General features: G+C 52.9%; 20 protein-coding genes. 11 read left to right on the top strand and 9 right to left on the bottom strand.

Translation table 11 applies throughout. The features are described from left to right. The first annotated feature begins 53 nt into the window (after nt 1-53). Nucleotides 54-1,082, top strand: a complete 1,029-nt coding sequence (locus ABTW00_RS12935; RefSeq protein ID WP_433635935.1) for an NADP-dependent oxidoreductase — start codon at nt 54-56, stop codon at nt 1,080-1,082. A gap of 227 nt (nt 1,083-1,309) precedes the next feature. Here the strand turns inward: ABTW00_RS12935 and ABTW00_RS12930 are convergent, their stop codons facing one another. The 3 genes from ABTW00_RS12930 to ABTW00_RS12920 form a co-directional block, all read right to left on the bottom strand. Further along, nucleotides 1,310-3,802 (bottom strand): autotransporter domain-containing protein, encoded by a 2,493-nt coding sequence (locus ABTW00_RS12930; protein ID WP_433635934.1) that lies wholly within the window; start codon nt 3,800-3,802, stop codon nt 1,310-1,312. Between the two features lie 497 nt (nt 3,803-4,299). Further along, nucleotides 4,300-5,490, bottom strand: a complete 1,191-nt coding sequence (locus ABTW00_RS12925; RefSeq protein WP_433635933.1) for a glycosyl transferase family 8 — start codon at nt 5,488-5,490, stop codon at nt 4,300-4,302. Beyond that, nucleotides 5,487-7,568, bottom strand: a complete 2,082-nt coding sequence (locus ABTW00_RS12920; RefSeq protein ID WP_433635931.1) for a tetratricopeptide repeat-containing sulfotransferase family protein — start codon at nt 7,566-7,568, stop codon at nt 5,487-5,489. Before ABTW00_RS12920 ends, ABTW00_RS12925 begins: the two co-directional genes overlap by 4 nt. 355 nt (nt 7,569-7,923) lie before the next feature. Between ABTW00_RS12920 and ABTW00_RS12915 the strand changes: the two genes are divergently transcribed. Together ABTW00_RS12915 and ABTW00_RS12910 are read left to right on the top strand one after the other, a co-directional pair. Beyond that, nucleotides 7,924-8,763 (top strand): alpha/beta fold hydrolase, encoded by an 840-nt coding sequence (locus ABTW00_RS12915; protein WP_433635929.1) that lies wholly within the window; start codon nt 7,924-7,926, stop codon nt 8,761-8,763. Nucleotides 8,764-9,015: 252 nt separating this feature from the next. Continuing rightward, nucleotides 9,016-9,885: an aldo/keto reductase gene (locus ABTW00_RS12910; RefSeq protein ID WP_433635928.1), complete on the top strand. Its 870-nt coding sequence runs from the start codon at nt 9,016-9,018 to the stop codon at nt 9,883-9,885. 62 nt (nt 9,886-9,947) lie between these two features. On the opposite strand, the gene ABTW00_RS12905 is transcribed toward ABTW00_RS12910, so the two are convergent. After that, the gene (locus ABTW00_RS12905) at nt 9,948-10,514 is read right to left on the bottom strand and encodes a DJ-1/PfpI family protein (RefSeq protein WP_163447384.1); all 567 of its coding nucleotides are present in this window, start codon (nt 10,512-10,514) and stop codon (nt 9,948-9,950) included. A gap of 260 nt (nt 10,515-10,774) precedes the next feature. On the opposite strand from ABTW00_RS12905, the gene ABTW00_RS12900 reads away from it, so the two are divergent. Next, nucleotides 10,775-11,140, top strand: a complete 366-nt coding sequence (locus ABTW00_RS12900; protein ID WP_164092389.1) for a hypothetical protein — start codon at nt 10,775-10,777, stop codon at nt 11,138-11,140. A 26-nt stretch (nt 11,141-11,166) separates the two neighbouring features. Here the strand turns inward: ABTW00_RS12900 and ABTW00_RS12895 are convergent, their stop codons facing one another. After that, nucleotides 11,167-13,311: a putative bifunctional diguanylate cyclase/phosphodiesterase gene (locus ABTW00_RS12895; protein ID WP_433635927.1), complete on the bottom strand. Its 2,145-nt coding sequence runs from the start codon at nt 13,309-13,311 to the stop codon at nt 11,167-11,169. 376 nt (nt 13,312-13,687) lie between these two features. Between ABTW00_RS12895 and ABTW00_RS12890 the strand changes: the two genes are divergently transcribed. From ABTW00_RS12890 to dbpA, 3 genes are all read left to right on the top strand, one after another. Then, nucleotides 13,688-14,866: a methyl-accepting chemotaxis protein gene (locus ABTW00_RS12890; protein WP_433635926.1), complete on the top strand. Its 1,179-nt coding sequence runs from the start codon at nt 13,688-13,690 to the stop codon at nt 14,864-14,866. Between the two features lie 167 nt (nt 14,867-15,033). Then, nucleotides 15,034-16,017, top strand: a complete 984-nt coding sequence (gene zntB, locus ABTW00_RS12885; RefSeq protein WP_064545875.1) for a zinc transporter ZntB — start codon at nt 15,034-15,036, stop codon at nt 16,015-16,017. A 332-nt stretch (nt 16,018-16,349) separates the two neighbouring features. Beyond that, on the top strand, nt 16,350-17,723 hold the full coding sequence (gene dbpA / locus ABTW00_RS12880) for an ATP-dependent RNA helicase DbpA (RefSeq protein ID WP_433635925.1): 1,374 nt from the start codon (nt 16,350-16,352) through the stop codon (nt 17,721-17,723). A gap of 45 nt (nt 17,724-17,768) precedes the next feature. Here dbpA and ttcA read toward each other — a convergent pair whose 3' ends face one another. After that, a complete protein-coding gene (ttcA, locus tag ABTW00_RS12875) occupies nt 17,769-18,704 on the bottom strand; it encodes a tRNA 2-thiocytidine(32) synthetase TtcA (protein WP_064545871.1) in 936 nt (311 codons plus the stop codon). 309 nt (nt 18,705-19,013) lie between these two features. On the opposite strand from ttcA, the gene umuD reads away from it, so the two are divergent. Both umuD and umuC read left to right on the top strand, forming a co-directional pair. Continuing rightward, nucleotides 19,014-19,448: a translesion error-prone DNA polymerase V autoproteolytic subunit gene (umuD, locus tag ABTW00_RS12870; protein WP_065357552.1), complete on the top strand. Its 435-nt coding sequence runs from the start codon at nt 19,014-19,016 to the stop codon at nt 19,446-19,448. Then, nucleotides 19,432-20,685 (top strand): translesion error-prone DNA polymerase V subunit UmuC, encoded by a 1,254-nt coding sequence (umuC, locus tag ABTW00_RS12865; RefSeq protein WP_433635924.1) that lies wholly within the window; start codon nt 19,432-19,434, stop codon nt 20,683-20,685. Before umuD ends, umuC begins: the two co-directional genes overlap by 17 nt. Before the next feature lie 33 nt (nt 20,686-20,718). Here the strand turns inward: umuC and ABTW00_RS12860 are convergent, their stop codons facing one another. Further along, nucleotides 20,719-20,982, bottom strand: a complete 264-nt coding sequence (locus tag ABTW00_RS12860) for a hypothetical protein (protein WP_240492964.1) — start codon at nt 20,980-20,982, stop codon at nt 20,719-20,721. Between the two features lie 226 nt (nt 20,983-21,208). Further along, entirely contained in the window at nt 21,209-21,412 is a 204-nt protein-coding gene (gene ydfZ, locus ABTW00_RS12855; protein WP_433635923.1) for a putative selenium delivery protein YdfZ, read from the bottom strand. Nucleotides 21,413-21,748: 336 nt separating this feature from the next. Between ydfZ and amyA the strand changes: the two genes are divergently transcribed. Further along, nucleotides 21,749-23,236: an alpha-amylase gene (amyA, locus tag ABTW00_RS12850; RefSeq protein WP_433635921.1), complete on the top strand. Its 1,488-nt coding sequence runs from the start codon at nt 21,749-21,751 to the stop codon at nt 23,234-23,236. 231 nt (nt 23,237-23,467) lie between these two features. Further along, a complete protein-coding gene (locus ABTW00_RS12845) occupies nt 23,468-24,031 on the top strand; it encodes a class I SAM-dependent methyltransferase (protein ID WP_433635920.1) in 564 nt (187 codons plus the stop codon). Nucleotides 24,032-24,128: 97 nt separating this feature from the next. On the opposite strand, the gene ABTW00_RS12840 is transcribed toward ABTW00_RS12845, so the two are convergent. Next, nucleotides 24,129-24,872: an SDR family oxidoreductase gene (locus tag ABTW00_RS12840; protein WP_433641034.1), complete on the bottom strand. Its 744-nt coding sequence runs from the start codon at nt 24,870-24,872 to the stop codon at nt 24,129-24,131. Nucleotides 24,873-25,044 lie beyond the last annotated feature (172 nt).

The raw sequence follows: 25,044 nt of genomic DNA, 5'->3' as shown, positions 1-25,044 counted from the left end.
ATTCGGAACAGTGCTCCGTTAAAGATAACGTATTCTCACGCGAGGAGAAAGCCATGTCGATTAAAGTGATGAAGGCCGTGCAGCAGTACGCGTTTGGTGGGCCGGAGGTTCTTCGCTATGAAGATGTTCCGGTTCCTCAACCGCAGCCCCATGAGGTGCTTGTCCGTGTCCATGCGGTCGGTCTTAATCCTCCTGACAGCTATTTACGCGACGGTTACAAAATGCTGCCGCCAGAATGGCAGCCCAAAGTCGCTTTCCCTCTGATTCTGGGAACAGATATTGCCGGGGTGATTATCGCGCTGGGCGACAACGTCAGGGATTTTGCTGTGGGGGACGAAGTGTATTCCATGGTGCGCTTTCCCGATGGCGCGGCGGGCGGTAGCCGCGCCTATGCCGAATATGTCAGCGTGCCGGCTACGGAGATCGCCCATAAACCGCGGAGCCTTGACGCTATTCATGCTGCCGCTGTGCCCATGTCGTTGCTGACGGCATGGCAGTTTATGATTGAACAAGGGCATGAGGTACAAAATCCGCTTCAGGCGCACCGACATGAACCGGTGCCGCTGGCAGGGAAAACGATCCTGATCAACGGTGCGGCAGGCGGCGTCGGTCATTTTGCTGTGCAGCTGGCGAAATGGCAGGGGGCATACGTCATCGCGGTGGGATCCGGTAAGCATGAAGCATTCCTGCTTAACCTGGGGGCGGATGAGTTTATTGATTACACGAAGCGGCCGGCTGAAGATAGGGTGCGCAATGTCGATCTGGTTATCGATGCGGTGGGGGGCCCTTCCGCGGACCGTTTCTTGCGCACCCTAAGACGCGGCGGGGCGTTGTTTCCGATTTTCCCTCTCGGCTTTTCAGGGGCAGAAGAGGCCCGTCAACGAGGCGTGACCGTCTCGGCCACCCAGGTCCGCTCCAGCGGTGCGCAGCTCAGTCAGCTTGCTGATTTGCTGGACTCGGGAGTCATCCGTGTTGCCATTGACAGCACGTTCCCCCTGGAGCACGCCCAACAAGCGCATGAGCGTGCGGCTGCCGGGCATGTTCAGGGGAAAATTGTGCTTTCGGTTTGCGAACGGGAATGACGTTAATTGTCTGTACCCTATTACAAACAATTTATTACCATGAAACGATTCATGCCAAATCATCCACTTAAAAAAACCGGAATGGACAGGATTGCATAAAGCCAATTCAGGCATGACGACGCAGGCGTATTCTGGCCAAACGGAGGGCATTCGCCCAATGATTGCCCCATCGTTTCTGAGGACTTTCGTTGGGTCGATACCCGACGTATTATGGCCCTCGTTAATTGTCAGAATAAGTGTCTGATACGCAGACTGACCGACTGATTTGTGTAATTCGGGGACACGCCCAAATCATAGAAAGCGGTCAGACTGGTATTTCCGAAGCCCCGCAGCGTTGCACCCACGCTGATGTCGGCGGCATCTTTCTCCGGGCTACTCCCTCGAGAGATAAAACTGGTTTCATCTATCGCACCAGCATAAGCGGCGGAAACCGCCATTTTGTCGTTGTTGTACTCATGGCTCCACAATGCCTGAGCATAAGGAACCACGTCTCCCCAGCGAGTGGGCAGTGTGATTTCAAGTTTAGCCCCAAGGCCGGACTTTATTGAATCAGTATGAGCCGAATCTACCTTCAATGCGGCACCGTTGCCGCCGCTCTCGGTATAGCCATTCTGGTACAGATAGCTATAGCTGGCGTTGGCGACAGGGGTCAGGGCCACCGTCCGGGAAAGGGCGATCGGGTAGCCAAACTCCACCTTTAGGGCATATTGCTGGCCATCGAAATCACCGTCAGCCGTTCCGTTATAGCCCGTGAAGCTGACTTGCCGTTGTGTGTTATAGCGCTGTTCGAGGACGGCCGCATACAGATTGGAATACCACGTCGGTGCCACATAACCCGCATAGGCGGTCAGGCCATAAGACTTCACGTTGGAGCCTGAGCCCTTAACATTGTCGGTACCGTCAACGCTGGCATAGGAATAGCTGATGGCCCCGCCCAGGAGCCAGTTATCGCTGATGGCGTGATCATAACCGATGACGACGCCCGTGTAGTCAGCACGGTAACCTGAGATGTCATCTGTCATATCCTGCCGTGTTCGCCCGCCAAAAACCTGACTCCAGAGAGCCTGCTGTGTGACGTCATCGCCAGCAGAAATACCGCTCTCCCCGTGGCTGGACTGAGCGATGCTGACAGCATCAACGGTAGTGATACGGTTGCCTATGACATTGATCATGTCAGAGGTGGCGGAGCTGGCCGCTGAAGCTGCGCTGATATTCTGATGAGGCAAAAGCTGTTCGCCGACTCTGTTAGCTTCAGATACCGAGCTGATGGCGAGAGAGGCATTATACAGGTTCAACAGAGCAGCATTGGATGTACCGGAATAGCGTTGCAGCCCCCCCAGCGACGAAATGGCATTAGGGGTGGTGGCCCGGATGGTGCGGCCACTGTTGCCACTGGTGGAGGGGGAAGCCAGCGTCAGGACCAGGTTGTTATTCGCGCCATCAATCACGGATGCACCCGTAATCACTCCGGTGTAGCCTGTTGCAGAATAGTTGAGTGCCCCCGCGTTATAATTGGTACCAGTCGTGGCTGCCGAGATGACCACATAACGCTGGCCGGCGGCAAAATTATAACCGAGGCTGCTGAGACCGACTGACGAACCAGCAGCTATCTCAGCCGCACCCGAGACCACCAGGCGGCCATAGCCGGAATCGGTGCCGTTCAGGCCCTGCGTTGTGGCTCCGCTGGCCACGCCGAACAGCACACTGGCACCCGTTGCCTGGGTGTAGTTGCCGGTGACGTGGAGGACATTGTTGACCTGCAGTGTTGTTCCCGTGTTGTGCACGGTATTGCTGCCGACGTCGATATTGTCATTGAGCAGCAAATTGCCGGAAGCGAAATACACACTGGAGGCAGTGTTGTCGATAACCCCGATGTCAGCGCTGCCGATACTGCCGCCTGCACCGGTCAGCGTGCCGAAGGTCGTACCGCTGCCACCGTTGATGGTTAAGCTGTTGCTTGTTGAATTGGCAATGGTGCCTGCGATCAGGCCACTGTTGGTAATTGGCCCGAGTATTCCTGTGGTATTAGTAGATGTCGCCAGCGAGAATGGGGCATTGTAAATAGCATAAGAGTTGCTGGCAATGGTGCCGCTGTTGATCAGCATATCGAGAGTACCACCAGCATTAATGATGCCGGCAATATTACCGGTGATGGTACCGCTATTGTTAAGACTACCAATGGTGCCGTTAAGGTTGAGGGCAATGCCGACGCTCGTCCCTGCAATCTGGCCAGCATTAGTTAAGGTGTCGATTTTTATTGTGCCGGGAGCGATCTGATTACTAATTTGAATCCCGGCGGCTCCCGCGATGGATCCTGTGTGGGTATTTTCCAGTGAGGCAATTTGTCCGTCATTATCGGCCAGAATACCGTAGCTTGAGCCTGAAATCGTTCCGCTGTTGGATAAGCTGGTGATATTCCCCCGGTTCTGAATACCATTGATTGTTCCGGCGATGGTTCCCGTGTTAGTCAGAGTGCTAATCATGCCACCATTGAGAATGCCGGCTCCACCGGAGATGATATTGGCATTGTCGAGCGACATAATGAGGCCGCTATTCTGAATTCCCGCCGTGCTACCGTAAATAGTCGCGCCGGCATTGTTGTTCAGCGAAACGATCGTTCCCTGATTGTCAATCCCGACAACGTCACTGGCGATCGTTCCGTTATTCTCAACGGTCAGGGTACTGCTCAGGTTCTCCAGAGCCGAAGCGGATATCCCCATGATTAATCCGTTGTTGGTCAAGGTTGTCGCTCGGTCTATTGCGGTCAACGCTGTTGTACCTGTTGAACTAATAGCTGTGTATACATTGTTTAGTATAAGGCTACCGTCACTCCAGATAAGACAGTCCCACTGTCCCCCTATATCACCGTATCCGGGAATTGGTAAACAGGATGCATAGACGTCTGTGGAGGACAGCAATGCGATAGCTGATCCTATGGAAAGGCCCAGCGCCTTGCGTCTGTTGAGTGAAACAGGACACGTAACAGGTTTTGACATTGCTAACTCTGCATTTAGTTAGATTTATAAGATTAAACTTATAGCAGCGTTTTACTTTTTGTGTTAGATAACTGTTGCGATAATGTCAAATAATTTCAATGAAAACTTATGGCAGCCAGGAGACTGGCATGCCGACAGCCCAAATCTCTTCCCTGGCAGGAAACACAACCGAGCGAAAGCGTGATAGTTGTCCGGTTCGGTGCACTGGCCTTCTTCGTATCTTACTGGGGAGCCTGGCGGCGTATCGCCGTTGCATTTTTCAAGCTTTTTAATGCGGTGGCCACGTTTTGCAGGGCGATATGCCATTGCTCTGGCGCGGGCTGACGAAATAATCGCATCCCGGGATACCAGGGAGAGCTGTCACCGTACTGTAGCCAGCGCCAGTCATTCAGAAACGGTAACAGTACCCAGGCCGGACGGCCAAGTGCTCCGGCAAGGTGAACCGGGGAAGAGTCCACAGAAACCAGAGTGTCGATCACGCTGAGTATGGCCGCCGTATCATCAAAATCGCCGATCTCATCGCTCAGTGACAGCAGTGACATGCCTGCTGGTGGCGCGTGAGCCTGCTTTGCCGCAGGCCCTTTCTGAAGCGCCAGAAAAGTGATGCCCTCCTGGGCCAGCGGTGCGAGGTCAGACAACGCCAGCGAACGGCGTTTGTCGTTGGTATGGGTGGGGCTGCCAGCCCAGACTAATCCCACTAATGGTCGCGGCAGGTCGGCCAGCCGAGCGCGCCATTTTTCCACCCGCCCGGGGTCGGCGAACAGATAGGGCACGCTTCCCGGGAGATCGGATAGTTGTAAGCCGATTGCCGCTGGCAGGCTCATTAGTTCACAGTGAAAATCGAAAGGCGGTGGCAGTGTTCCCTGGACAATCAGCTGGTTAAAACCACTGACGCCACGCGCTAAGTTGTACGCTTCCTGATTCACCTCCAGCACAACATGGGCACCGCTGCGTGCTTGTGCCTGTTGCACCAGTCTCAGAAACTGGAAGGTATCACCGTAGCCTTGCTCATCATGTATAAGCAGTGTCTTTCCTTTGATTGATTGTCCTTCCCAGCGTGGTTTTTGCATATGGCGCTCAAACATGCGGGTGTTGTCGAGCTTGTAACGAAAACGGTATTCGCGCCAGCCGCGGGTGAATTCACCCTGCAGCAACAGCATCTCGGACAGGTCAAAGCGAGCATTCATGTCGCCGGGGGCGGCCTGCACGATCATCTCCAGCACCCGGGTTGCCTCGGTAAATTGCCCCTGCTGACGAAACGCTATATAGAGCTGACGCCATAAGAAGAGCGGTCCACTACCCGAGGCAAGCGCCTGGCGCAGCACCACCTCAGCCTCGGCCCAGCGTTCGGCTTTCACAAGCTCGTTAACCTGCAGGAAAATCGTGTGGAGTGCGGTTGGCTCGGGGTTCATTTCTGCTCCATTCCCAGTACGTCGAGCAAAGGACCCAGGTGTGCCATGTGTTGCTGCCAGCGTCCCCTGGAAGAGGTGTATATTGGCTGACGACGTGCCGTGTGCACAATACGGCCAGTCTCCTGGATGTGAAGGCCGGTGTTGTTGCTGGGGAGGTCAATGAACTCAACCAGGCGTTGTGCCTGACCTTCGGGATCCCCGACTACCGCTTCGTAGTCGACTTCGATAAAGCATTGCGGTGGCAGTAGCTGGCGAAAATGCGCCATCAACTGCTGATACGCCAGGTAGAAGCTGCCCAGTTCATCCAGTTGATAAGCGAATAACATCTCGCTGGAAAATAATTTGCTGTAACAGGATAAGCAAGTATCGACAGGATCGCGGCGACAATGGATGATGCGAGCACCGGGCAGCAGCAGCGGTATCAAGCCGGCATAGAGGAAGTTTCCTGGCAGATTATCGATCACCCGTAGTGCATTCGGCGCCAGCTGACTCATCTGTTCAAGGTAATCTGCGCCGATACGAGCAAAATCAGTATGTTCCCAGTGCAGCACATCATCGGGGAAGCGCCCGTGACATGCTACTGTCCGATGCAATGTGCGCAGTTTTCCTGCACTGTAAACGTCCGGATATGAGGTCAGAAGTTGCTCAATCAGCGTCGTTCCTGAGCAGGGCATGCCGACGACGAAGACCAGCCGGTCGGTTGCGGTGCCTGTGCTGTGGAACCGTTGCATCAGTGCCGGAGTGAAAACTGCCGCAATCTTGTTCATCAAGGTGCTGCTCTGGGCAGCATCGTAACTGAAAGAGGAACGTTTAAAAGCATTGCCCTGATTTAAATGGAAGAATGCACGACCGGAATCACCGATGTCCAGATAGGCTTTGCCGAGCGAAAAATGCAGCCTCATTTTTACGGGAAGCGGAGGCGCTGGCGGGTTTAGTAATGCCTTTTCCATGACCATAATGTCGGGATCGCCTGCACAATAGACTTTATTGTCACTGCGCGCAGCGATTATCCGCAGCGAATCAGGGAAACGTTTTAATGCCTGTTCAAACCCCTCCGTGGCCCTCTCGTTGTCACCGATTTCCATCAGTAAAACCGCTCGTTCAATCAGGGCTTCCTCGGCGGTCGTTCCTGGCAATGACGCAGCCTGGCAATAAGCTCGCTCTGCGTCTTCATACAGCCCAAGCGCCTGCAAAGCGTTACCGAGGATCTTATGCGCATTTGCATGATGCGGAGCAACAGTCAGAGTCTTGCGTGCTACGGTTATAGCCTCTTCATACTGCTCATGGACGATCATGATTTGGGCCAGTGCGGTGAGTGCCCCGACGTGCTGCGGCGAAAATTCCAGCAACACGTTGACCCAGTGCAATGCATCGGAATAGTGCCTCCGCGACAGCTCAATGTCCGCCAGATTCAGATACGCGTCAGCCAGATGCGGGTTGATATCTATCGCCCGTCGGGCGGATGCTGCTGCCTCATCAACGCAGCCCTGGCTGTGTAAAAGTACAGCGAGATTGCTATGCACCTCGGCGTAATCGGGACGCAGGGTCAGGGCGCGTTGGTAACTTTCCTGAGCACGTGGGAGATCTCCCAGATGCTTATAAGTATTGGCCAGATTGTTGTACACCTCTGCGTTATCTGGTTGCTGAGAAGCAACGTATAGCAGGCACTCAAGGCTGGCACTGAAATTTCCGGTTTCCTGCAGAATTATTCCAAGGTTGTTCCATGCGGCAACAAGTTCCGGCTCTTGCTCCGTTGCTCGCCGGGCGGCTTGCTCAGCGTCCTGCAGCAAACCCTGCTGGCGACAAAGTTCAGCCAGGTTGCTGAACACGGTTGCCGGTGCTTCCGGCGACTGGCTGGCTTTACGGATATAATCGAGGGCGAGTTCCGTTTTGCCGTAAGCATACATCATGAGCCCCAACAGATTGAGGGCATCGGGCTGTAATGGCGCGACCTGAAGCACCTGCCGACACAGTTGTTCTGCAGGTGCAGCCTGACCAGCATTCCAGTGAGCGTTCGCCAATTCCAGGGCCTGAAGAACCGTCAACTGTTGCGGATAAAGAGGGGGTGTATTATTCAAAATATTCCTCTGACAAAAGCGCAAGATTTTCACTGGGTGCAATGGAGCAGCGTAACGCGCTGAACCCTCTATTCCGCAAGGGCAGCACAAACGGCCTTGTAAACATCATCGGTGATTTTCGATATATGATTGACGATTCTTTCACCTTCAGAATAGGTGGTACAAAAAACAAGTGCAATGGCAGATTTTTCAGGTGGTAACGCAGGGGGGGAGATATGACGTGAAGACATTCTGGACGATGTATTGCGTCTAAAGAAGGAGGAAATGATAAGCGACCAGGAACCTGACTGATCCCCGCTTATACTGGAATGGGTGCCGTCTGCATGAAGGCTAATGAGTTAAGAGAACGTCTTATATGATAATGAATGAAGCTGCCCTCCGTCGTGCTATCCTGGCGGTTTTGACAGTATTACTTTCCGGATGCATATCCTCTCCCATCGATGATGCAGATCAGATTGCCTTCTCTGGCGGACTAGTCAGGCACACTATTACAACTCCGTTGTTTACTTACACGGTATTTAGCCGGATAAACGATGAAAAACAGGCCCTGCATGTTTACATTGAGGGCGATGGCAAAGCATGGTTATCCCGCACACAGGCATCTCCAGACCCAACACCGGATAATCCTGTGGGCCTTACTCTCGCGGCTGTGGATCCGGCCCCGAATGTGTTATATCTCGCGCGTCCATGCCAGTTTACCTCGCTTACACGCAATCCTAATTGTCAGGTTACTTACTGGACTGATAAGCGTTTTTCCCCGGAGGTCATCAATTCTATCTCTCAGGCGTTGGATCAGGTAAAAGCAGCTACTCATATCAGCAAATTGGCATTGATTGGTTACTCGGGGGGAGGGGCTGTCGCAGCCCTGTTGGCGGAACAACGTGATGACATCCAGTCCCTACGCACCGTCGCGGGGTATCTTGATATTGCCTATGTCAATCAGCAGCACAATGTGTCCGCGATGCCTGAATCGCTCAATCCTATTGATAAGGCTTTGCAACTGAAACGGTTACCGCAGGTGCATTTCAACGGAGAAAAGGATCGTATCATTTCACCAGAGGTTGCGAGGCGCTTTGTTCATTACACCGGTATCAGGTGTGCCAGCGAGATCTCGATTCCAGATATGAATCACCAGGGCCCCTGGGCAAGAGTGTGGCCCCGGTTACTGACAATTACACCGGTTTGCCATCAATAGCTTGTCATAAATAGTGTCACGCCCCTGTGCTAACAACCATTCATCGAACTCATCGCCAAAAATACGTTAAAACCAGGTGGTTTTAGTATTTCCACTGACGATAGCAGATTAAGCACTAAGCGGTTGGATACGTCAGAAAAGAAGCTTACTGGTATTAATGAATTTATTGCATAGGTCACTTCTGGGATTGTGGACTAATCGTCTTAATGTTTCTGCCCTAAAATCATGTTTTAACCTGATAGAGGCATTACCGTGGAATATTCATTATTAAGTAACAATCTAAAAATGCCGATGGTGGGGTTTGGCGTATTTAAGGTTACCGATAAAGAAGAATGTAAGCAGTCGGTGTTAAGCGCTATTCGCACGGGTTATCGCCTTATCGATACCGCTGCCGTCTATGGCAACGAAGACGCCGTAGGGGAGGCCGTTCGTGAAGCCATCGCTGAAGGGCTGTGTACCCGCGAGGAACTATTCATTACCTCCAAGCTGTGGGTGCAGGACATGGCCAGCTACGACGCGGCGAAAGCCGGTATTGACGCGTCGCTGAAAAAGTCAGGGCTAGTCTATTTTGACCTCTATTTGCTGCATCAGGCGATGGGGGATTATTTCAGCGCGTGGCGCGCGCTGGAAGAGGCTTATGATGCCGGTAAACTGAAAGCCATCGGCGTGTCGAATTTCTATGCGCATGTGTTAACCAACTTCTGTGAAACCGTCAGAATCAAGCCGATGGTCAACCAGGTGGAATTGCATCCTTACTTCGCGCAGCCTGCCGCGCTGGAAACCATGAAGCGCTATAACGTTCAGCCTGAAGCCTGGGCGCCGTTAGGCGGCGGAAGACATAAACCGTATGAAGATGAAATGCTGCAAGGCATTGCCGATGCCCATCAAAAAACCATTGCGCAGGTTGTCTTGCGCTGGAACGTGCAGCGTGGCGTCACGGTTATCCCGAAATCCACCCAACAAAAGCGTATTGCAGAGAACTTTGCCATCTGGGATTTTTCCCTGACCGATGCTGAAATGGCTAAAATCAGCGCGCTGGATGCAGGCTATGTGGGGGAAGCGGTGAAACATTTTAATCCGGAATTTGTTCGCGGCTGTCTTGGCGTTAAAATCCATGACTGAATCGGGTTTATCCCATGAAAACAGGCGCTAAAAAGCGCCTGTTTTTGAGTCCGATAGCCGTTCTATCGCAACAGTTCAGCGAACTTCGCCAGCCATTGCGGATGTGCAGGCCATGCTGGCGCGGTCACGAGGTTGCCGTCCACATACGCTTCATCGATACCAATATCGGCATATTCGCCGCCGCTCAGCCGCACTTCCGGCGCACAGGCCGGGTAGGCGCTGCAGGTCCGCCCTTGCAAAACCCCCGCGGCGGCCAGCAGCTGCGGGCCATGGCAAACCGCGGCAATGGGCTTGTTCGCCACATCGAAGTCCTGAACCAGCTTAATGACCGCTTCGTATAGACGCAGGTATTCTGGCGCGCGTCCGCCGGGGATCAGCAGCGCGTCGTAATCCGCCTCATTGACGCTGGCAAAATCGGCGTTGAGCACGAAGCGATGACCGGGTTTCTCGCTGTAGGTTTGGGCACCGTCAAAGTCATGAATCGCCGTCATAATATAGTCGCCTTTCGGCTTGTCAGGGCAAACGGCATCCACCTGATGACCAATCATCTGTAGCGCCTGAAAAGGCACCATGGTTTCATAATCTTCCGCGTAATCGCCAACCAGCATCAATATCTTTTTGCCTGCCATAGCCCATCCTCTTTGAGTAAAGATGTCTAAGATATAGCCTGGCAACAAGGGGATAGCGAACCGCAAACCGCGCGCTGCATCACGGATATCAGCAATGATTAACGTGGCAAAGGCACTGCCAGCATGGAGTATCGTTCTGCTGAGACGCTTGCGGAGATGACGGGAGTGCTATAATTGGCGGACGATATCATGCGTGCGATATCCTCTGCGGATAGGCCGCGTTTCACCTTCTTATGCTCGGGCAAACAGCGATGATTTATATGTCTGATGTCATGATATTTGGCAAAGTGCTGCTCGGCATCTTTCTGCTTTTGCTGCTGGCCAGTTATTTGTTTTCAAAGCTTAACGTACCGATTGCCGTGCTGTTCACGACATGGCTTTCCGCTGCGGCGGCCTTTGCGTTGTTGGTGGTGCTGGTGCTGATGCCGGGGATCAAGAGCGATGAGGTCGCCCTGGGAAAACGCTGGCTTGAAGAGTGCACGCTCGTCGAAAAGTTTGAGCGCCATACGCTACGCGAACCGACCAACCGCCTGCAATGCCATGGCGTAGAAGAGCAGGTCGACGCCAGCGACTACCAGACCTTCACTGTTGCCTATCTCGAACGCGGGGATCGCGATCCCCGCTGATGCTCCGGACTGGGGATCGCCGATTTTCACGCCTGTCTCTTTTTCCCCGTTGATGATGAGATATCGCGGCGCAGCGCGGCTGGCGCGTTAGGGTCGCCGCTGAGCGGGAGATTACTCAGCATCACTTCAATATCCTCCGCCGGTACCGGGTCGGAGAACCAGAACCCCTGCAGTGCGTCGCAGCCCAGCCCGGTGAGGATACGCTGCTGCTCCTGGGTTTCTACGCCTTCCGCCACTACATCCATGTTCATTGAGTGGGCGATGGTGATAATCGTCGAGACGATTTTGATGTGTTTACTGTTCTCCCGCATATCTTTCATAAAGCTTTTATCAATCTTCAATTCTCCGGCGGGGAGATCCTGTAGCGCCAGCATATTGGAGTAGCCGACGCCAAAGTTATCAATCGAAATAGTGATACCAATGCGGCAGAAATCATTAAAAATCTGCACGCTGCGATCGAAACCGTGCAGCGCCGTGGTTTCGGCAAGTTCGATGGTTAAGCGCGTTGGTGAAATGCGATGGCGAACCAGCGCGTCGCAGACCAGCTCGTAGAAGTTTTGCTGCTCAAACTGGACCGGTGAAATATTCAGCGAAAGCGTCCAGTCATCGTGCCCGGAAAGGCTCCACTTATGCATCTGAATGCAGGCCTGCTCCAGCACCCAGTTACCCACTGAAACAATCAGCCCCGTATTCTGTAGCGTAGAAAGGAAGACTTCCGGCAGTAAAATGCCTTTTTTCGGATGCCGCCAGCGCAGCAATGCTTCAAAGCCGTAAATCCGTTTTTCTTTGACGTGGTATTTCGGCTGGTACCACAGTTCAAACTGATTGTGCTCCAGCGCCTGGGTGAGATCCTGTAAGAAATGCGCGCCCTGCCAGGTGCTATCGAGCATCGACTCGTTGTAGAACACCCATCCGTTTCGCCCGCTATGTTTCACGTGATACATCGCGGTATCGGCGGCGAGCTTTAGATCCTGCGGCGTTTCGCCGTGACCGGGGTAGAGGCTGATGCCAACGCTCAGCGAGATTTGCAGTATTTGCCCGGAATGGTAAAACGGCCGCCGGATGCTTTCGACCATCCGCGTGCAGATATCGGCGATTTCCGCCTCGGTGCAGTCGGGCGCCAGCAGAATAAACTCGTCGCCGCCGATGCGGGCGAGGGTCATTTTCGGCATCAGGCAGGCGCTCATGCGGTTGGCGACGGAAACCAGCAGGTTGTCGCCGACGTGATGGCCCCAGGCGTCGTTGACCAGCTTAAAGCGGTCGAGATCCATCAACACCAGCGCGAAAGTGCTGCCTGCCAGTCGAGCCTGATGGAGGCAAGCCAGCAGGCGCATGTCAATCTGGCTACGGTTAGCGAGGCCGGTAAGCCCGTCGTAGCGTGCCTGCTGCTCAAGCTGTTGGTTCAGGCGCTGGAGGTTTTCGGTGAGCCGCGTCGTGCGCACCTGAGAATCAACCATGGAGATCATGAGCATCAGCCCCAGCAGCAGTAGCGTGGTGGCGGAAACCCATATCGAAAGGCCTTCTTCGCTCACCATGGCCGCATGATTGGCCATGATATGCTCACCGCCGGTAAAAGTGGCGGCGCTCATGCCGGTATAGTGCATCGCGGCAATCGCAATCCCCATGGCAAACGCCGCGCCAACGCGCGTCAGCAATACCCCTTTACTGTTCAGACGCAGGCTAAAGGCTAACCACAAGCCGACGCAGGAGGCAACGATAGCGATCACCACGGAGGCGATAATCAGCGGCACGCTCCAGATGATATCGTCATGCGACATTAGCGCAGCCATACCAACATAGTGCATGACGACGACGCCGCTGCTGAGTAGGGCGGTGGCAATGCACAAGCGTTTAAGCGACAGCGTATTTCCCGCGACGGCGATATTAATCGCCAGTGAAGACGCGATAATCGCCGCCAGCAGTGAAATGACCGTCAGCGCCAGGTGATAGCTCATTGGCATGGGCATCTTCATGGCCAGCATGCCGATAAAATGCATCGACCAGATGCCAATGCCCAGCGTAGCGCCGCCGGTAATACGCCAGAAGATAGCCGCCTTCTTATTTGAAGCAGCAATTTTTGCAGCACTATCAAGCGCAACGAAAGATGCGATGAATGCCACCAGGAATGAAATACCGACCAGTATCGGGTCCCACGAAGCGTGTAGCGTCATGCAAACCATACCTTTTCATAGAGTGGGTTCTATTTAATCTATCAGTAAATTCCGAATTTAAACCAGTAAAATAGCGAAAGAGTTATCTTTTTTTATCTGATTGGGCATCTTATCTAATATATTAAGCATGGCTTAATGATAATGAAATAACAGTTAATAAATAAGCGCCGTTCATTATATTGTTCTTTATTTCTATAGGGTTAAGCCATGCTTAAATAGTATTGCGCGGTGAATTTATCTTTAGTCATCATTCTGTTCTGTATAAAGGCAAACTGACACCGCGAACGGTTAAAGTGATGAAAATAGTTAAAATGGTCTGGAAAATACACCTTCTGGTGATATAACCAAATTATACAACCAGCGTTGAGGGTAGGTTATGTTTAAAAACATTAGCGTCCGAACGTTTATCCTGGTATTTATTTTGACGGTTTTTGTTATTGCCGATGTGATCTGTTTAATACTATCAAAAAATATATTCTTGCTATTAACAATTAATATTGTATGGGTAGCGGCGTTGGGGCTTTTGTGGCTCTACATGACCAAATATCTGGTGACGCCGATTAATGCGGTTAAGCGCAGCATTGATGAAGTTAATGATGGCAACCTGTCGGTGCGCATTCCTGTTTTCGGCAATAACTGTGCCGGGCGCTTAATTCCGGGAATCAATAGTTTATCGAATAATATTTCAACGCTGGTCGCAGAAATTCGCGCCTCTTCGGACACCGCCATGTCGCTATCCGATCAGTTGGCAACCCGCAGCGGCGAACTGTCGGTGAAAACCGAGCAGCAGTCGGCCACTCTGATGGAGACCGCGGCGAGCATGGAGCAGATCGCCGCCAGCACCAAAAATAACGCGGAACATACGCGTCTGGCGAGCGAACGCGCTAGTGAGGCGACGCAGTGTGCCCGTAAAGGCGGCGCGCTGATGGGGGAAGTGGCGACCAATATGCAGTCGATTACCGACTGCGCCCGACAGATGACGGAAATTATTGCCATGATTGACGGCATTGCCTTCCAGACGAATATTCTGGCGCTGAATGCGGCGGTGGAAGCGGCGAGGGCAGGCGATCATGGCAAGGGGTTCTCGGTTGTGGCCGGTGAAGTGCGTAATCTGGCTCACCGTAGCGCGGAAGCGGCCAAAAATATTAAGACCTTAATTAGCGTCACCAGCGACAACGTTACGCAGGGGGCCAGTATCGTCGCCGAAGCGGAGAAAAACATGCAGGAGATCGTCGCTGGCTCGGGCGAGCTAAACGGTCTGATGGAACAGATTGCCGTGTCGACTTCCGAGCAGGAAAAAGGGATCGATCAGATTACGCTGGCGTTGAATGAGCTGGAAACGGTGACGCAAAGCAATATCACGGTGGTTGAAGAGCTGGCGAGATCGTCCGATATTCTTAAGCGTCAGGTGATTGAACTGCAGTCCCGCACGCAGAATTTCCGCGTGGGCGACGAACAACATACCGCATCCCCGCGCCAGGCTGCCGGTGGCCTGCCGCTACAGCCTGTTGTCGCGACGGGTAGCAACGAGCAGAATTTCTGGCAATCGTTTTAATCCTGCTTGCTTTACATCAACCCGGTAGCGATACCGGGTTTTTTTATGCCTGTCATTCATGTGTAGCTGTTTTTATGAACAATTTCAGCGTCATGGCACCACCGTATATTGCTTAACAAAAGGAGATGGCTAGACTATCAGGATAAAGAGCGCTAAGCGGAGGCGATGTGGAAGCCATAAAAGGATCGGACCTTAACGTACCAGACGCGGTATTTGCGTGGCTACTGGATGGCCAGGGCGGCGTGAAGCCATTAACCGACGCGGACAGCGTCAGTAAAGAGAATCCGTGCTGGCTGCACCTGAACTATACCCACCCCGACAGCGCACAGTGGCTGGCGACGACGCCGCTGTTGCCCAATCTGGTGCGCGATGCGCTTGCCGGTGAAAGCCTGCGTCCGCGGGTCAGCCGTTTGGGCGAGGGGACGCTGATCACCCTGCGTTGCATTAACGGTAGCACCGATGAACGCCCGGACCAGCTGGTGGCGATGCGCCTTTATATTGATGAGCGCATGATTGTTTCGACCCGTCAGCGGAAAGTGCTGGCGCTGGATGATGTGGTGAGCGACCTTCAGGAGGGCAGCGGCCCGACGGATTGCGGCTCCTGGCTGGTGGATATCTGCGATGCGTTAACCGATCACGCCAGCGAGTTTATCGAGCAGTTGCACGACAAAATCATCGACCTCGAAGATAATCTGCTGGAACAAGAGGTGCCGCCGCGAGGTTTTCTGGCGCTGTTGCGTAAGCAGCTTATCGTCATGCGCCGCTATATGGCGCCGCAGCGCGACGTTTACGCCCGTCTGGCCAGCGAGCGTCTGTCGTGGATGACCGACGACCAGCGTCGCCGTATGCAGGACATTGCCGACCGTCTGGGACGTGGGCTGGATGAGATTGACGGCTGTATCGCGCGCACGGCGGTGATGACGGATGAAATTGCGCAGATGATGCAGGAGTCGCTTTCCCGGCGAACCTATACCATGTCGTTGATGGCGATGGTCTTTTTACCCAGCACCTTCCTGACTGGGCTGTTTGGCGTCAACCTTGGCGGTATCCCCGGCGGCGGCTCGCATCTGGGCTTTTCCCTTTTCTGTATTATGCTGGTACTGCTCATCGGTGGTGTTACGTGGTGGTTACACCGTAGTAACTGGTTGTAAAAAATCACCTTTTTTACCCCTTTTGGAGAGGGTAACGCCACTTAATTTGAGCAAGGTCAATAAAACAGCGTGCCAATCGAGGCAATATCGATCCCGCAGGTGAATGCAACGTCAAGCGATGGGCGTTGCGCTCCATATTGTCTTACTTCCTTTTTTTGAATTACTGCATAGCACAATTGATTCGTACGACGCCGGCTTAGAATAGTCGGCTTTTTTTTGTCTTTTTTCCGCTACCCTGATGGTACCCGCCGATTAATTTGTCGCATCCCGCGTCGAGATCTGCGAGGATACGCGCCTGCTGAACCTTAGCCCCTAATTCGCGAGAAAATACTGTGACCGCTTTTGCCACCCTGAATGCCCTTCCTGCCGCCCAGCTCGATAATCTGAACGATCTGGGCTATCTCTCCATGACGCCGGTTCAGGCCGCGTCGCTGCCGGCGATTCTGGCCGGAAAGGACGTGCGCGTGCAGGCGAAAACCGGCAGCGGCAAAACGGCAGCGTTCGGTCTTGGTCTGCTTCAGCATGTCGATGCCAGCCTGTTCCAGACCCAGTCGCTGGTTCTGTGCCCGACGCGTGAACTGGCCGATCAGGTCGCCGGTGAGATTCGCCGCCTGGCGCGCTATCTGCCGAATATTAAGGTGCTGACGCTCTGCGGCGGCCAGCCTTTTGGCGCGCAGCGCGACTCGTTGCAGCATGCGCCGCATATTATCGTCGCGACGCCGGGCCGCCTGCTGGATCACCTGCAAAAGGGCACCGTCTCGCTGGATGCTCTGCAAACGCTGGTGATGGATGAAGCGGACCGCATGCTGGATATGGGCTTTAGCGACGCTATCGACGAAGTGATTCGCTTTGCGCCAGCGTCCCGCCAGACGCTGCTGTTCTCCGCGACCTGGCCGCAGGCGATTGCCGCCATCAGCGGCCGCGTGCAGCGTTCACCGGAAACGATCGAAATTGATAGCGTTGACGCGCTCCCCTCGGTTGAGCAGCAGTTTTTTGACGTACCCCGTCACGGCAAAATCGCGCTGTTACAGCAGCTGCTGAGCCAGCATCAGCCATCCTCTTGTGTGGTGTTCTGTAATACCAAAAAAGATTGTCAGGCGGTGTTTGAAGAGCTGAACGCGGCGGGGCAGAGCACCATTGCGCTGCACGGCGACCTCGAACAGCGCGATCGCGATCAGACGCTGGTACGTTTTGCCAACGGCAGCGCGCGTATTCTGGTGGCTACCGACGTGGCGGCGCGCGGGCTGGATATTAAATCGCTGGCGATGGTGGTGAACTATGAGCTGGCGTGGGATCCGGAAGTGCACGTACACCGTATTGGCCGCACCGCGCGTGCGGGCAACAGTGGGCTGGCGGTAAGCTTCTGCGCGCCGGAAGAGGCGCAGCGCGCCAATATTCTGGCCGAAATGCTGCAGCTGAAGCTGAACTGGATGTCGGAACCGGCTAAAACGCGGATTACGCCGCTGGTGCCGGAAATGATGACCCTGTGTATCGACGGGGGTAAAAAGGCCAAAATGCGTGCGGGCGATGTGCTGGGCGCGTTAACCGGCGATGTCGGGCTGGTCGGCGCAGATATCGGTAAAATTGATGTCCACCCGGCGCATGTCTACGTTGCCGTACGTGAAGGCGTGGCCCATCAGGCCTGGAAATTGCTGCAGAAAGGGAAAATCAAAGGCAAGGCGTGCCGCGTACGTCTGCTGAAATAGCATCCTGAAAAGCGTCTCAGGCCGCAGCCTGAGACGCCAAATGACTTATTTCACTTCAACCACGTTCAGACGCAGCTCATCCAGCTGACCGTCTTCTTCTTCCGGCTGCCAGCCCACCGGCTGTAGCGGCAGTTCTTCCCGGTCAAATGCCAGGTCGCCACCTTCAATCACTTCGCTGCCGTGGGTCAGCCCTTTAAAATCAAACAGATTGGTATCACACAGATGCGAAGGCACTACGTTCTGCATGGCGCTGAACATAGTCTCGATACGGCCCGGATAGCGTTTATCCCAGTCGCGCAGCATATCGCCAATGACCTGACGCTGCAGGTTCGGCTGCGAACCGCACAGATTACACGGAATGATCGGGAACGCTTTGGCTTCCGAGAAACGCTCGATATCTTTTTCGCGGCAGTAGGCCAACGGGCGGATAACGATATGCTTGCCGTCGTCGCTCATCAGCTTCGGCGGCATGCCTTTCATTTTTCCGCCGTAGAACATGTTCAGGAACAGCGTTTGCAGAATGTCGTCACGGTGATGACCGAGGGCGATCTTTGTCGCGCCCAGCTCGGTGGCCGTGCGGTAGAGGATCCCGCGACGCAGGCGAGAGCAGAGCGAGCAGGTGGTTTTCCCTTCCGGGATCTTCTCTTTGACGATACCGTAGGTATTCTCTTCGACGATTTTGTACTCAACGCCCAGCTTTTCCAGATACTCCGGCAGAATATGCTCCGGGAAGCCCGGTTGTTTCTGGTCGAGGTTGACCGCCACCAGGCTGAAGCTGATTGGCGCGCTCTGCTGCAGATTGCGCAGAATTTCCAGCATGGTGTAGCTGTCTTTACCGCCGGAGAGGCAAACCATAATGCGATCGCCGTCTTCAATCATGTTGAAGTCAGCGATGGCTTCGCCCACGTTACGACGCAGACGCTTCTGTAATTTGTTCAGATTGTATTGTTCTTTTTTACTAATTTCTTGATTTTCTTGCATTTAATAGTTACTCAAAAATCTAAATGGAAACTCAGGCCACTACAGCGTCTTCCAGTCCATTTGATTTACGATAAAAGAGCTGTCCCGCGCTGACGGCGAATCAGCGAATGTGTGGCGTGTATGGTACGGATTACGGCGACGAATGCCAGCATGTTTTGCAGGACTGGCCCGACTTACCCGCTGACATGAATAGCCCTGCATTAAATCTATTGCGTCTTCAACGGGTTGACCACGAGGGGCGACAAGCCGCTTGATCTCTGCGCTCATTGCATAATACTGTATATATAAACAGTATTATGGTGTATAAAGATGTTCGCCACTTATTTATATAAAACAGAACGCCCCCTCGAACTGCCATTGTTCCTGGAGCGGATTCCCTGCGGTTTCCCCAGCCCGGCTCAGGACTATGTTGAAGAGAGCCTGGACCTGAATCGACTGGTGGTCAAGCACCCCAGCGCCACCTATTTTGTGCGTGTTAGCGGTGATTCGATGATCGGCGCGGGTATCGGTGACGGCGATCTTCTGGTTGTTGATCGCTCGTTAAAAGCCGATCACGGCGATATCGTCGTTGCGGCAGTGGCGGGGGAGTTTACGGTTAAAGAGCTGCGAACCCGGCCCTCGGTAGTGCTGATGCCGCATAACCCGAAGTACAAGCCGATTACCTTTCATGCAGAGGAAGAGCTGCAAATCTTCGGCGTGGTGACGTTCAGTTTAAAAGCGCATAAATATGTTCGCGTTGGTTGATGTTAATAATTTCTATGCCTCCTGTGAGACGGTATTTCGCCCCGATTTAGTGGGTAAACCGGTGGTGGTAGTATCTAACAACGATGGCTGCATTATCTCTCGTTCGGCGGAGGCAAAAGCGCTCGGTATTAGCATGGGGGCGCCGTATTTTAAAATTAAAAATGAATTGTCCCGCCAGCGGGTGAGCGTGTTCAGTTCTAACTACGCGCTGTATGCCGATCTCAGCCATCGGGTGATGCAGACATTGATGGATCTTGCTCCCCGCGTGGAGATCTATTCCATTGATGAAGCCTTTATTGAATTGCCCGATGATGGCTCGTTTGAGGCATTGGGTCATCAGATACGTGATGCGGTACGAAGAAATACCGGGCTGGCGGTTGGGGTGGGTATTGGGCCGACCAAAACGCTGGCGAAGCTGGCGAATCTGGCGGCCAAAACCTGGCGAAAAACCAACGGTGTCGTCGATCTCTGTGCAACGGAGCGCCAGCGTAAATTGCTCTCCTTAATTCCAGCGCATGAAGTCTGGGGCGTTGGAAGACGTACCCGTAAGAAACTGGAGCTGATGGGAATAGAGAGCGCGTTACAGCTTGCGGATAGTTCAACCTGGGTTATTCGCCAGCATTTTAACGTGGTGCTGGAGCGCACGGTACGCGAACTGCGCGGGGAGTCCTGCCTGGCGTTAGAGGAGTTTGCCCCCACCAAACAGCAGATCATCTTTAGCCGCTCGTTTAGCCATCGCATCACAACATATGACGAGATGCACCAGGTTGTATGCACCTATGCCGAACGGGCGGCAGAAAAACTGCGCGCGGAAAGGCAGTACTGCTGTGTGGTAAGCCTGTTTATGCGCACCAGCCCGCACGCGGAGAATGAGACATTTTATGCCCCGCAGGCTAGCGGCAGGCTCATCGTTCCAACCTGTGATACTCGCGATATTATCCGCCTTGCCGTCAGTTCGCTGGAGAGTATCTGGCGAGACGGCTTTCGCTACATGAAAGCCGGGATAATGCTGAGTGATTTTTTCAGCCAGGGCGTCGCGCAGCTCAACCTGTTTGACGCTTTGCCTCCGCGAGCCAATAGCCAGGCACTGATGCAGGTCATCGACAGTATTAATCACTCCGGTCTGGGCAGTATCGGTTTTGCCGGAAAAGGAATGGAACAGACATGGAGGATGAAGCGAGAAATGCTGTCCCCCAGCTATACGACACGCTACGCGGATCTGCCGGTTGCCCGATGACCAACGCTGCCGTCAGGTACCGTCGATGGGCGCTCAGCCGAAGGTCGGGTAGACCGGGCGTTCGTCCAGCTTGAGACAATGTTTTACCCGTTCTTCACCGTAATAAACATAACCGAATGTATCGGTTGAGATGCGGTGCAGCAGCGTATCGCCGTTGGCGAAGGGGATTATCTCAATATCGCCGACGCGCTTATGGCCTGCACCGGTTTCAAAATGGCCTTTCCAGGACTGCTGGGTATGCTCATAGACGTGCAGAATCACTTCAACCAGCCCGCGCTCAGGGCAGTTTAATTTCAATATTGTCGATGAGAAATTGAGCGCATAGCTTTGACAGGGAATAATAACGAGGATAAAAAATAACTTGAGGAAATTCATTGGATTAAATACTTGTTGTTACAACAAAGCGTGATTATTGCCTGATTTGGTCGTGCGGGCTTTGTGATTGATCAATATAAGTTTTTTGTTTTCCCTGCGATGTTTGAAACAAATAAGGCCACCGGAGTGGCCTCAAACGGTTGCCGTATCAGTTAAAACCCAGGCGGATCAAATCAACCGGGCAGAACGTACCGTCACAGCCTTCAACCTCTATGCAGCTCTCGCGACGCAGCTGTTCCGCTGTTTTACCTTCACCATGGATAGCGGTAATCACGCCGGTTGCGCCATTGTTGGCAATCATCACCCGGGTGCCGAGCGTGATAGCGTTACGGTTACGATCGTAGGTTTTCATCGTCTCCTCCTTTCACATATCAAGACGGTTTAGATTGGCGGTGTGAATTAATAGCGCGATCGAAAACGCGATGTTTTGCGCTTCGTCAAAGTGCCGTTTTTTTCATGATGATTATGGATAAAACGACTATCTCGTTGTCAGTTTATTGACCATCTCTCTCAATAGGAAGGCCGCAATCAAGCCAGAATGCAGGTTGCTCCATAGAGTGGCTATGTAAAATATGCGTGCATTCAGCATGTGAAAGCATTCTTTCTGGTGGGGGCGATAGGCTAAGACTCTCGCGGCCTGTGGATTTCCCTCTTATAGTTTTTGTGTCGCCTTCAACGGAGAACAGGTATGCGCAACCCCACCTTATTGCAATGCTTTCACTGGTATTACCCCGCTGGCGGTGAATTGTGGCCGGAGGTCGCGGCTCTCGCCCCGAACCTACATGAGATTGGCATTAATATGATCTGGTTGCCGCCCGCCAGCAAAGGGGCCTCCGGTGGTTATTCCGTTGGCTATGACAGCTATGATCTTTTTGACCTGGGGGAATTTGAGCAGAAAGGTTCGGTTGCCACAAAATACGGGGATAAAGCCCAGCTACTCAAGGCGATTGATGCACTGCAACAGCACGATATTGCCGTGTTGATGGACGTGGTGTTGAACCACAAGATGGGGGCGGATGAGAAAGAGCGCATCCGCGTACAGCGTGTTAACGCCGACGATCGGACCCAGATTGATGAAGAGATCATCGAGTGTGAGGCGTGGACCCGCTATTCATTCCCCGTTCGAGAAGGAAAATATTCGCAGTTTATCTGGGATTTCAGATGTTTCAGCGGCATCGATCATATTGAAAACCCTGATGAGGACGGCATTTTCAAAATCGTTAACGACTATACCGGCGAAGGCTGGAATGACCAGGTCGATGACGAAATGGGTAACTTTGACTATCTGATGGGCGAGAACGTTGATTTCCGTAATCAGGCCGTTACCGAAGAGCTGAAATACTGGGCGCGCTGGATGCTCGAACAAACGCATTGCAACGGTTTTCGTCTTGATGCGGTTAAACATATTCCCGCCTGGTTCTATAAGCAATGGATTGAACATATACAGGAAGTGGCGCCTGAACCTCTGTTCATTGTGGCGGAATACTGGTCTCATGATGTGGATAAATTGCAGCAGTATATTGCTCAGGTTGATGGAAAAACGATGCTGTTTGACGCGCCGTTGCAGATGAACTTCCACGAAGCCTCCCGCATGGGCCGCGATTATGACATGAGCCAGATTTTCACCGCGACGCTGGTAGAGGCCGATCCGTTCCATGCGGTGACGCTGGTCGCCAACCATGACACCCAGCCGCTGCAGGCGCTGGAGGCCCCGGTGGAGGCGTGGTTCAAACCGCTGGCCTATGCGCTCATCCTGCTACGTGAGAACGGTGTACCTTCGGTTTTTTATCCGGACCTGTTTGGCGCCCATTATGAGGACACCGGTGGTGATGGCGAAACTTATACTATCGATATGCCGGTGATTGAACAGCTGCATGAGCTGATCCTCGCGCGTCAGCGGTTTGCGCATGGCGTTCAGACGCTGTGGTTCGATCACCCAAACTGCATCGCATTTAGCCGTAGCGGCACCGATGAAATGCCTGGCTGTGTGGTGGTGCTCTCCAACGGCGATGAGGGGGAAAAAACGCTGACGCTGGGAGACAATTATGCGCATAAACGCTGGAAGGATTTTCTGAACAACCGTGAGGAAGTTGTTGAGACCGACGCTGAAGGCAGTGCGACTTTTACCTGTAATGGCGGTAGCGTCAGCGTATGGGTGATTGAAGAGATACTCTGATGCGTGGTTGGCGGGAGAATGAGGTAGTGCCGCTGGCGGGCTTATTGTCTGCGCCAGAGGAAACCATGGCACAGCAATAAGCGAGGGAACTTAATTGTTTTTAGGCTTTGGGCGCGGCGGTAGGCCGCCGAGTCGATCGCGTTTGGCGCCTAACTATTTACAATGCAGTGTATTCGCCGCCGTACTTATTCATGCGATTCAAGATTCTGTATTATTCGCTGTAGCGACGATTTGAGTAAGCAACAGACAGCACTAAAAAATTGTATCAGGCAAAATGCTCCGCTGAATGCGCTGGAATTAGGATGTGGTCTGGGGTTGTTTGCCGACTATTTTTCTAAGGAAGGAATAAAAATAACGGCCGGTGACTTTTCGGCAGTAGCCATCGAAAAGGCACGAAATCGTGTTCGGGAAGGGTATGAGTCTCCCCATTTCCACTCCGGGGATGTCGCCAATCTGAAAGATATATCAGGGCCATTCGATGTTTCTTATGATGTTGGTTGTTTTGATTGCCTTGATGAGCCCGGGCAGATGAAATATGCCCGTGAAGTGAACCGCTTACTGAAACCTGACGGCGTGCATCTGATACGGGCGATGGATATTTCGCCACGGGGCATGCGACTCACCCCGCAGGTCATCGAGAAAGTATTTGGCCAATATTTTGAGCGGGTAAGCGCAGACCGTCATTATCGTCGCGAGGCTGATTCTCATTGGTACAGGCTTTTGAAAAAACGGATAAGTCATAAACGAGAATACAGGGTTGACGCGCTGTATGTGCTGGCGCGCAGCCATGAATAGCGGACCGGATTAGCATTTCAGACATGAAGTAACAAAAAAGAACATATACCTGTCTATTGTTTATAGCGGCGTAGGCTGGATGCGGGATGTCGTTAGATTATTCCTGACACCGCAAGTCTTCGCGCGTTGGCCCTTGAAAGTAGATAGTACTGATATGGCAACTACGTGGTTGAGTCAGTACAAAACGAATCGTTTCCCAGACGGAACGTCCATTCATTAGGCGCTCACCCATTCTGGATTGATTATCAACAGGCTCTTCTAACCCCGTCACTTCAAAATCCGGCGGATACAACCCGGTTACCCGTATATTTTCTCTGGATAATTGTTCTGACAGTTTAGTTGTAAAACCGCTAAGCCCATGTTTGCTAGCAAAAAAAGCAGGGTGGGCAATTGAATCAGTAAAGTGAGGAATGCCGCATGCGGAGATAATTGACACAATGTCAGCACTGTCTGAGCGCCTTAATCCGGGAAGCAATGCCTGCGTGAGGAGAATTGAACCCGTCAGGCCTGAACTGATGGTATTAAATATTTCAGTAGCAGACTGCTCGTCCATTGTGCCTGGCAACCATTGAGCAGCATTGAGGATTAAAATGTCTATGGGACTGTTGGCGCTTAAGATCTGTGAAGAAAACTGAGAAATGGATGCCGGCTGGGTTAAATCACAGATATACCCTTGTGCACTACCACCTTGAGCAGTGATGATGCTGCAGGTTTTTTCGATATCATCAACCCGTCGAGCGGAAAAAATGACTTCGACGCCTTCTTGCGCCAACCAAACGCATAATGCCTGCCCAAATCCTCCTCCGCCTCCAGTGATAACGGCTTTTTTACCTTTCAACATCGTCATGTTTCCCTCTCGTGATGAGTATATGTTGACGGAGGTATAGCATGATGGGATGGGATAACATCTTCCCGTTAGTGCCATTCACCATAGGATATAAACGGCAGTATTCTGCCTATTCAGAAAGCAACATCCGTTGTGACCTGATTCTTATTGAGAATGACAGCGCGTT

The organism is Kluyvera georgiana, from assembly GCF_050990895.1.
Classification (GTDB): domain Bacteria; phylum Pseudomonadota; class Gammaproteobacteria; order Enterobacterales; family Enterobacteriaceae; genus Kluyvera; species Kluyvera georgiana.
The sequence above is the reverse complement of the archived record's forward strand: the minus strand, read 5'-3'. Positions and strand labels throughout refer to the sequence as shown.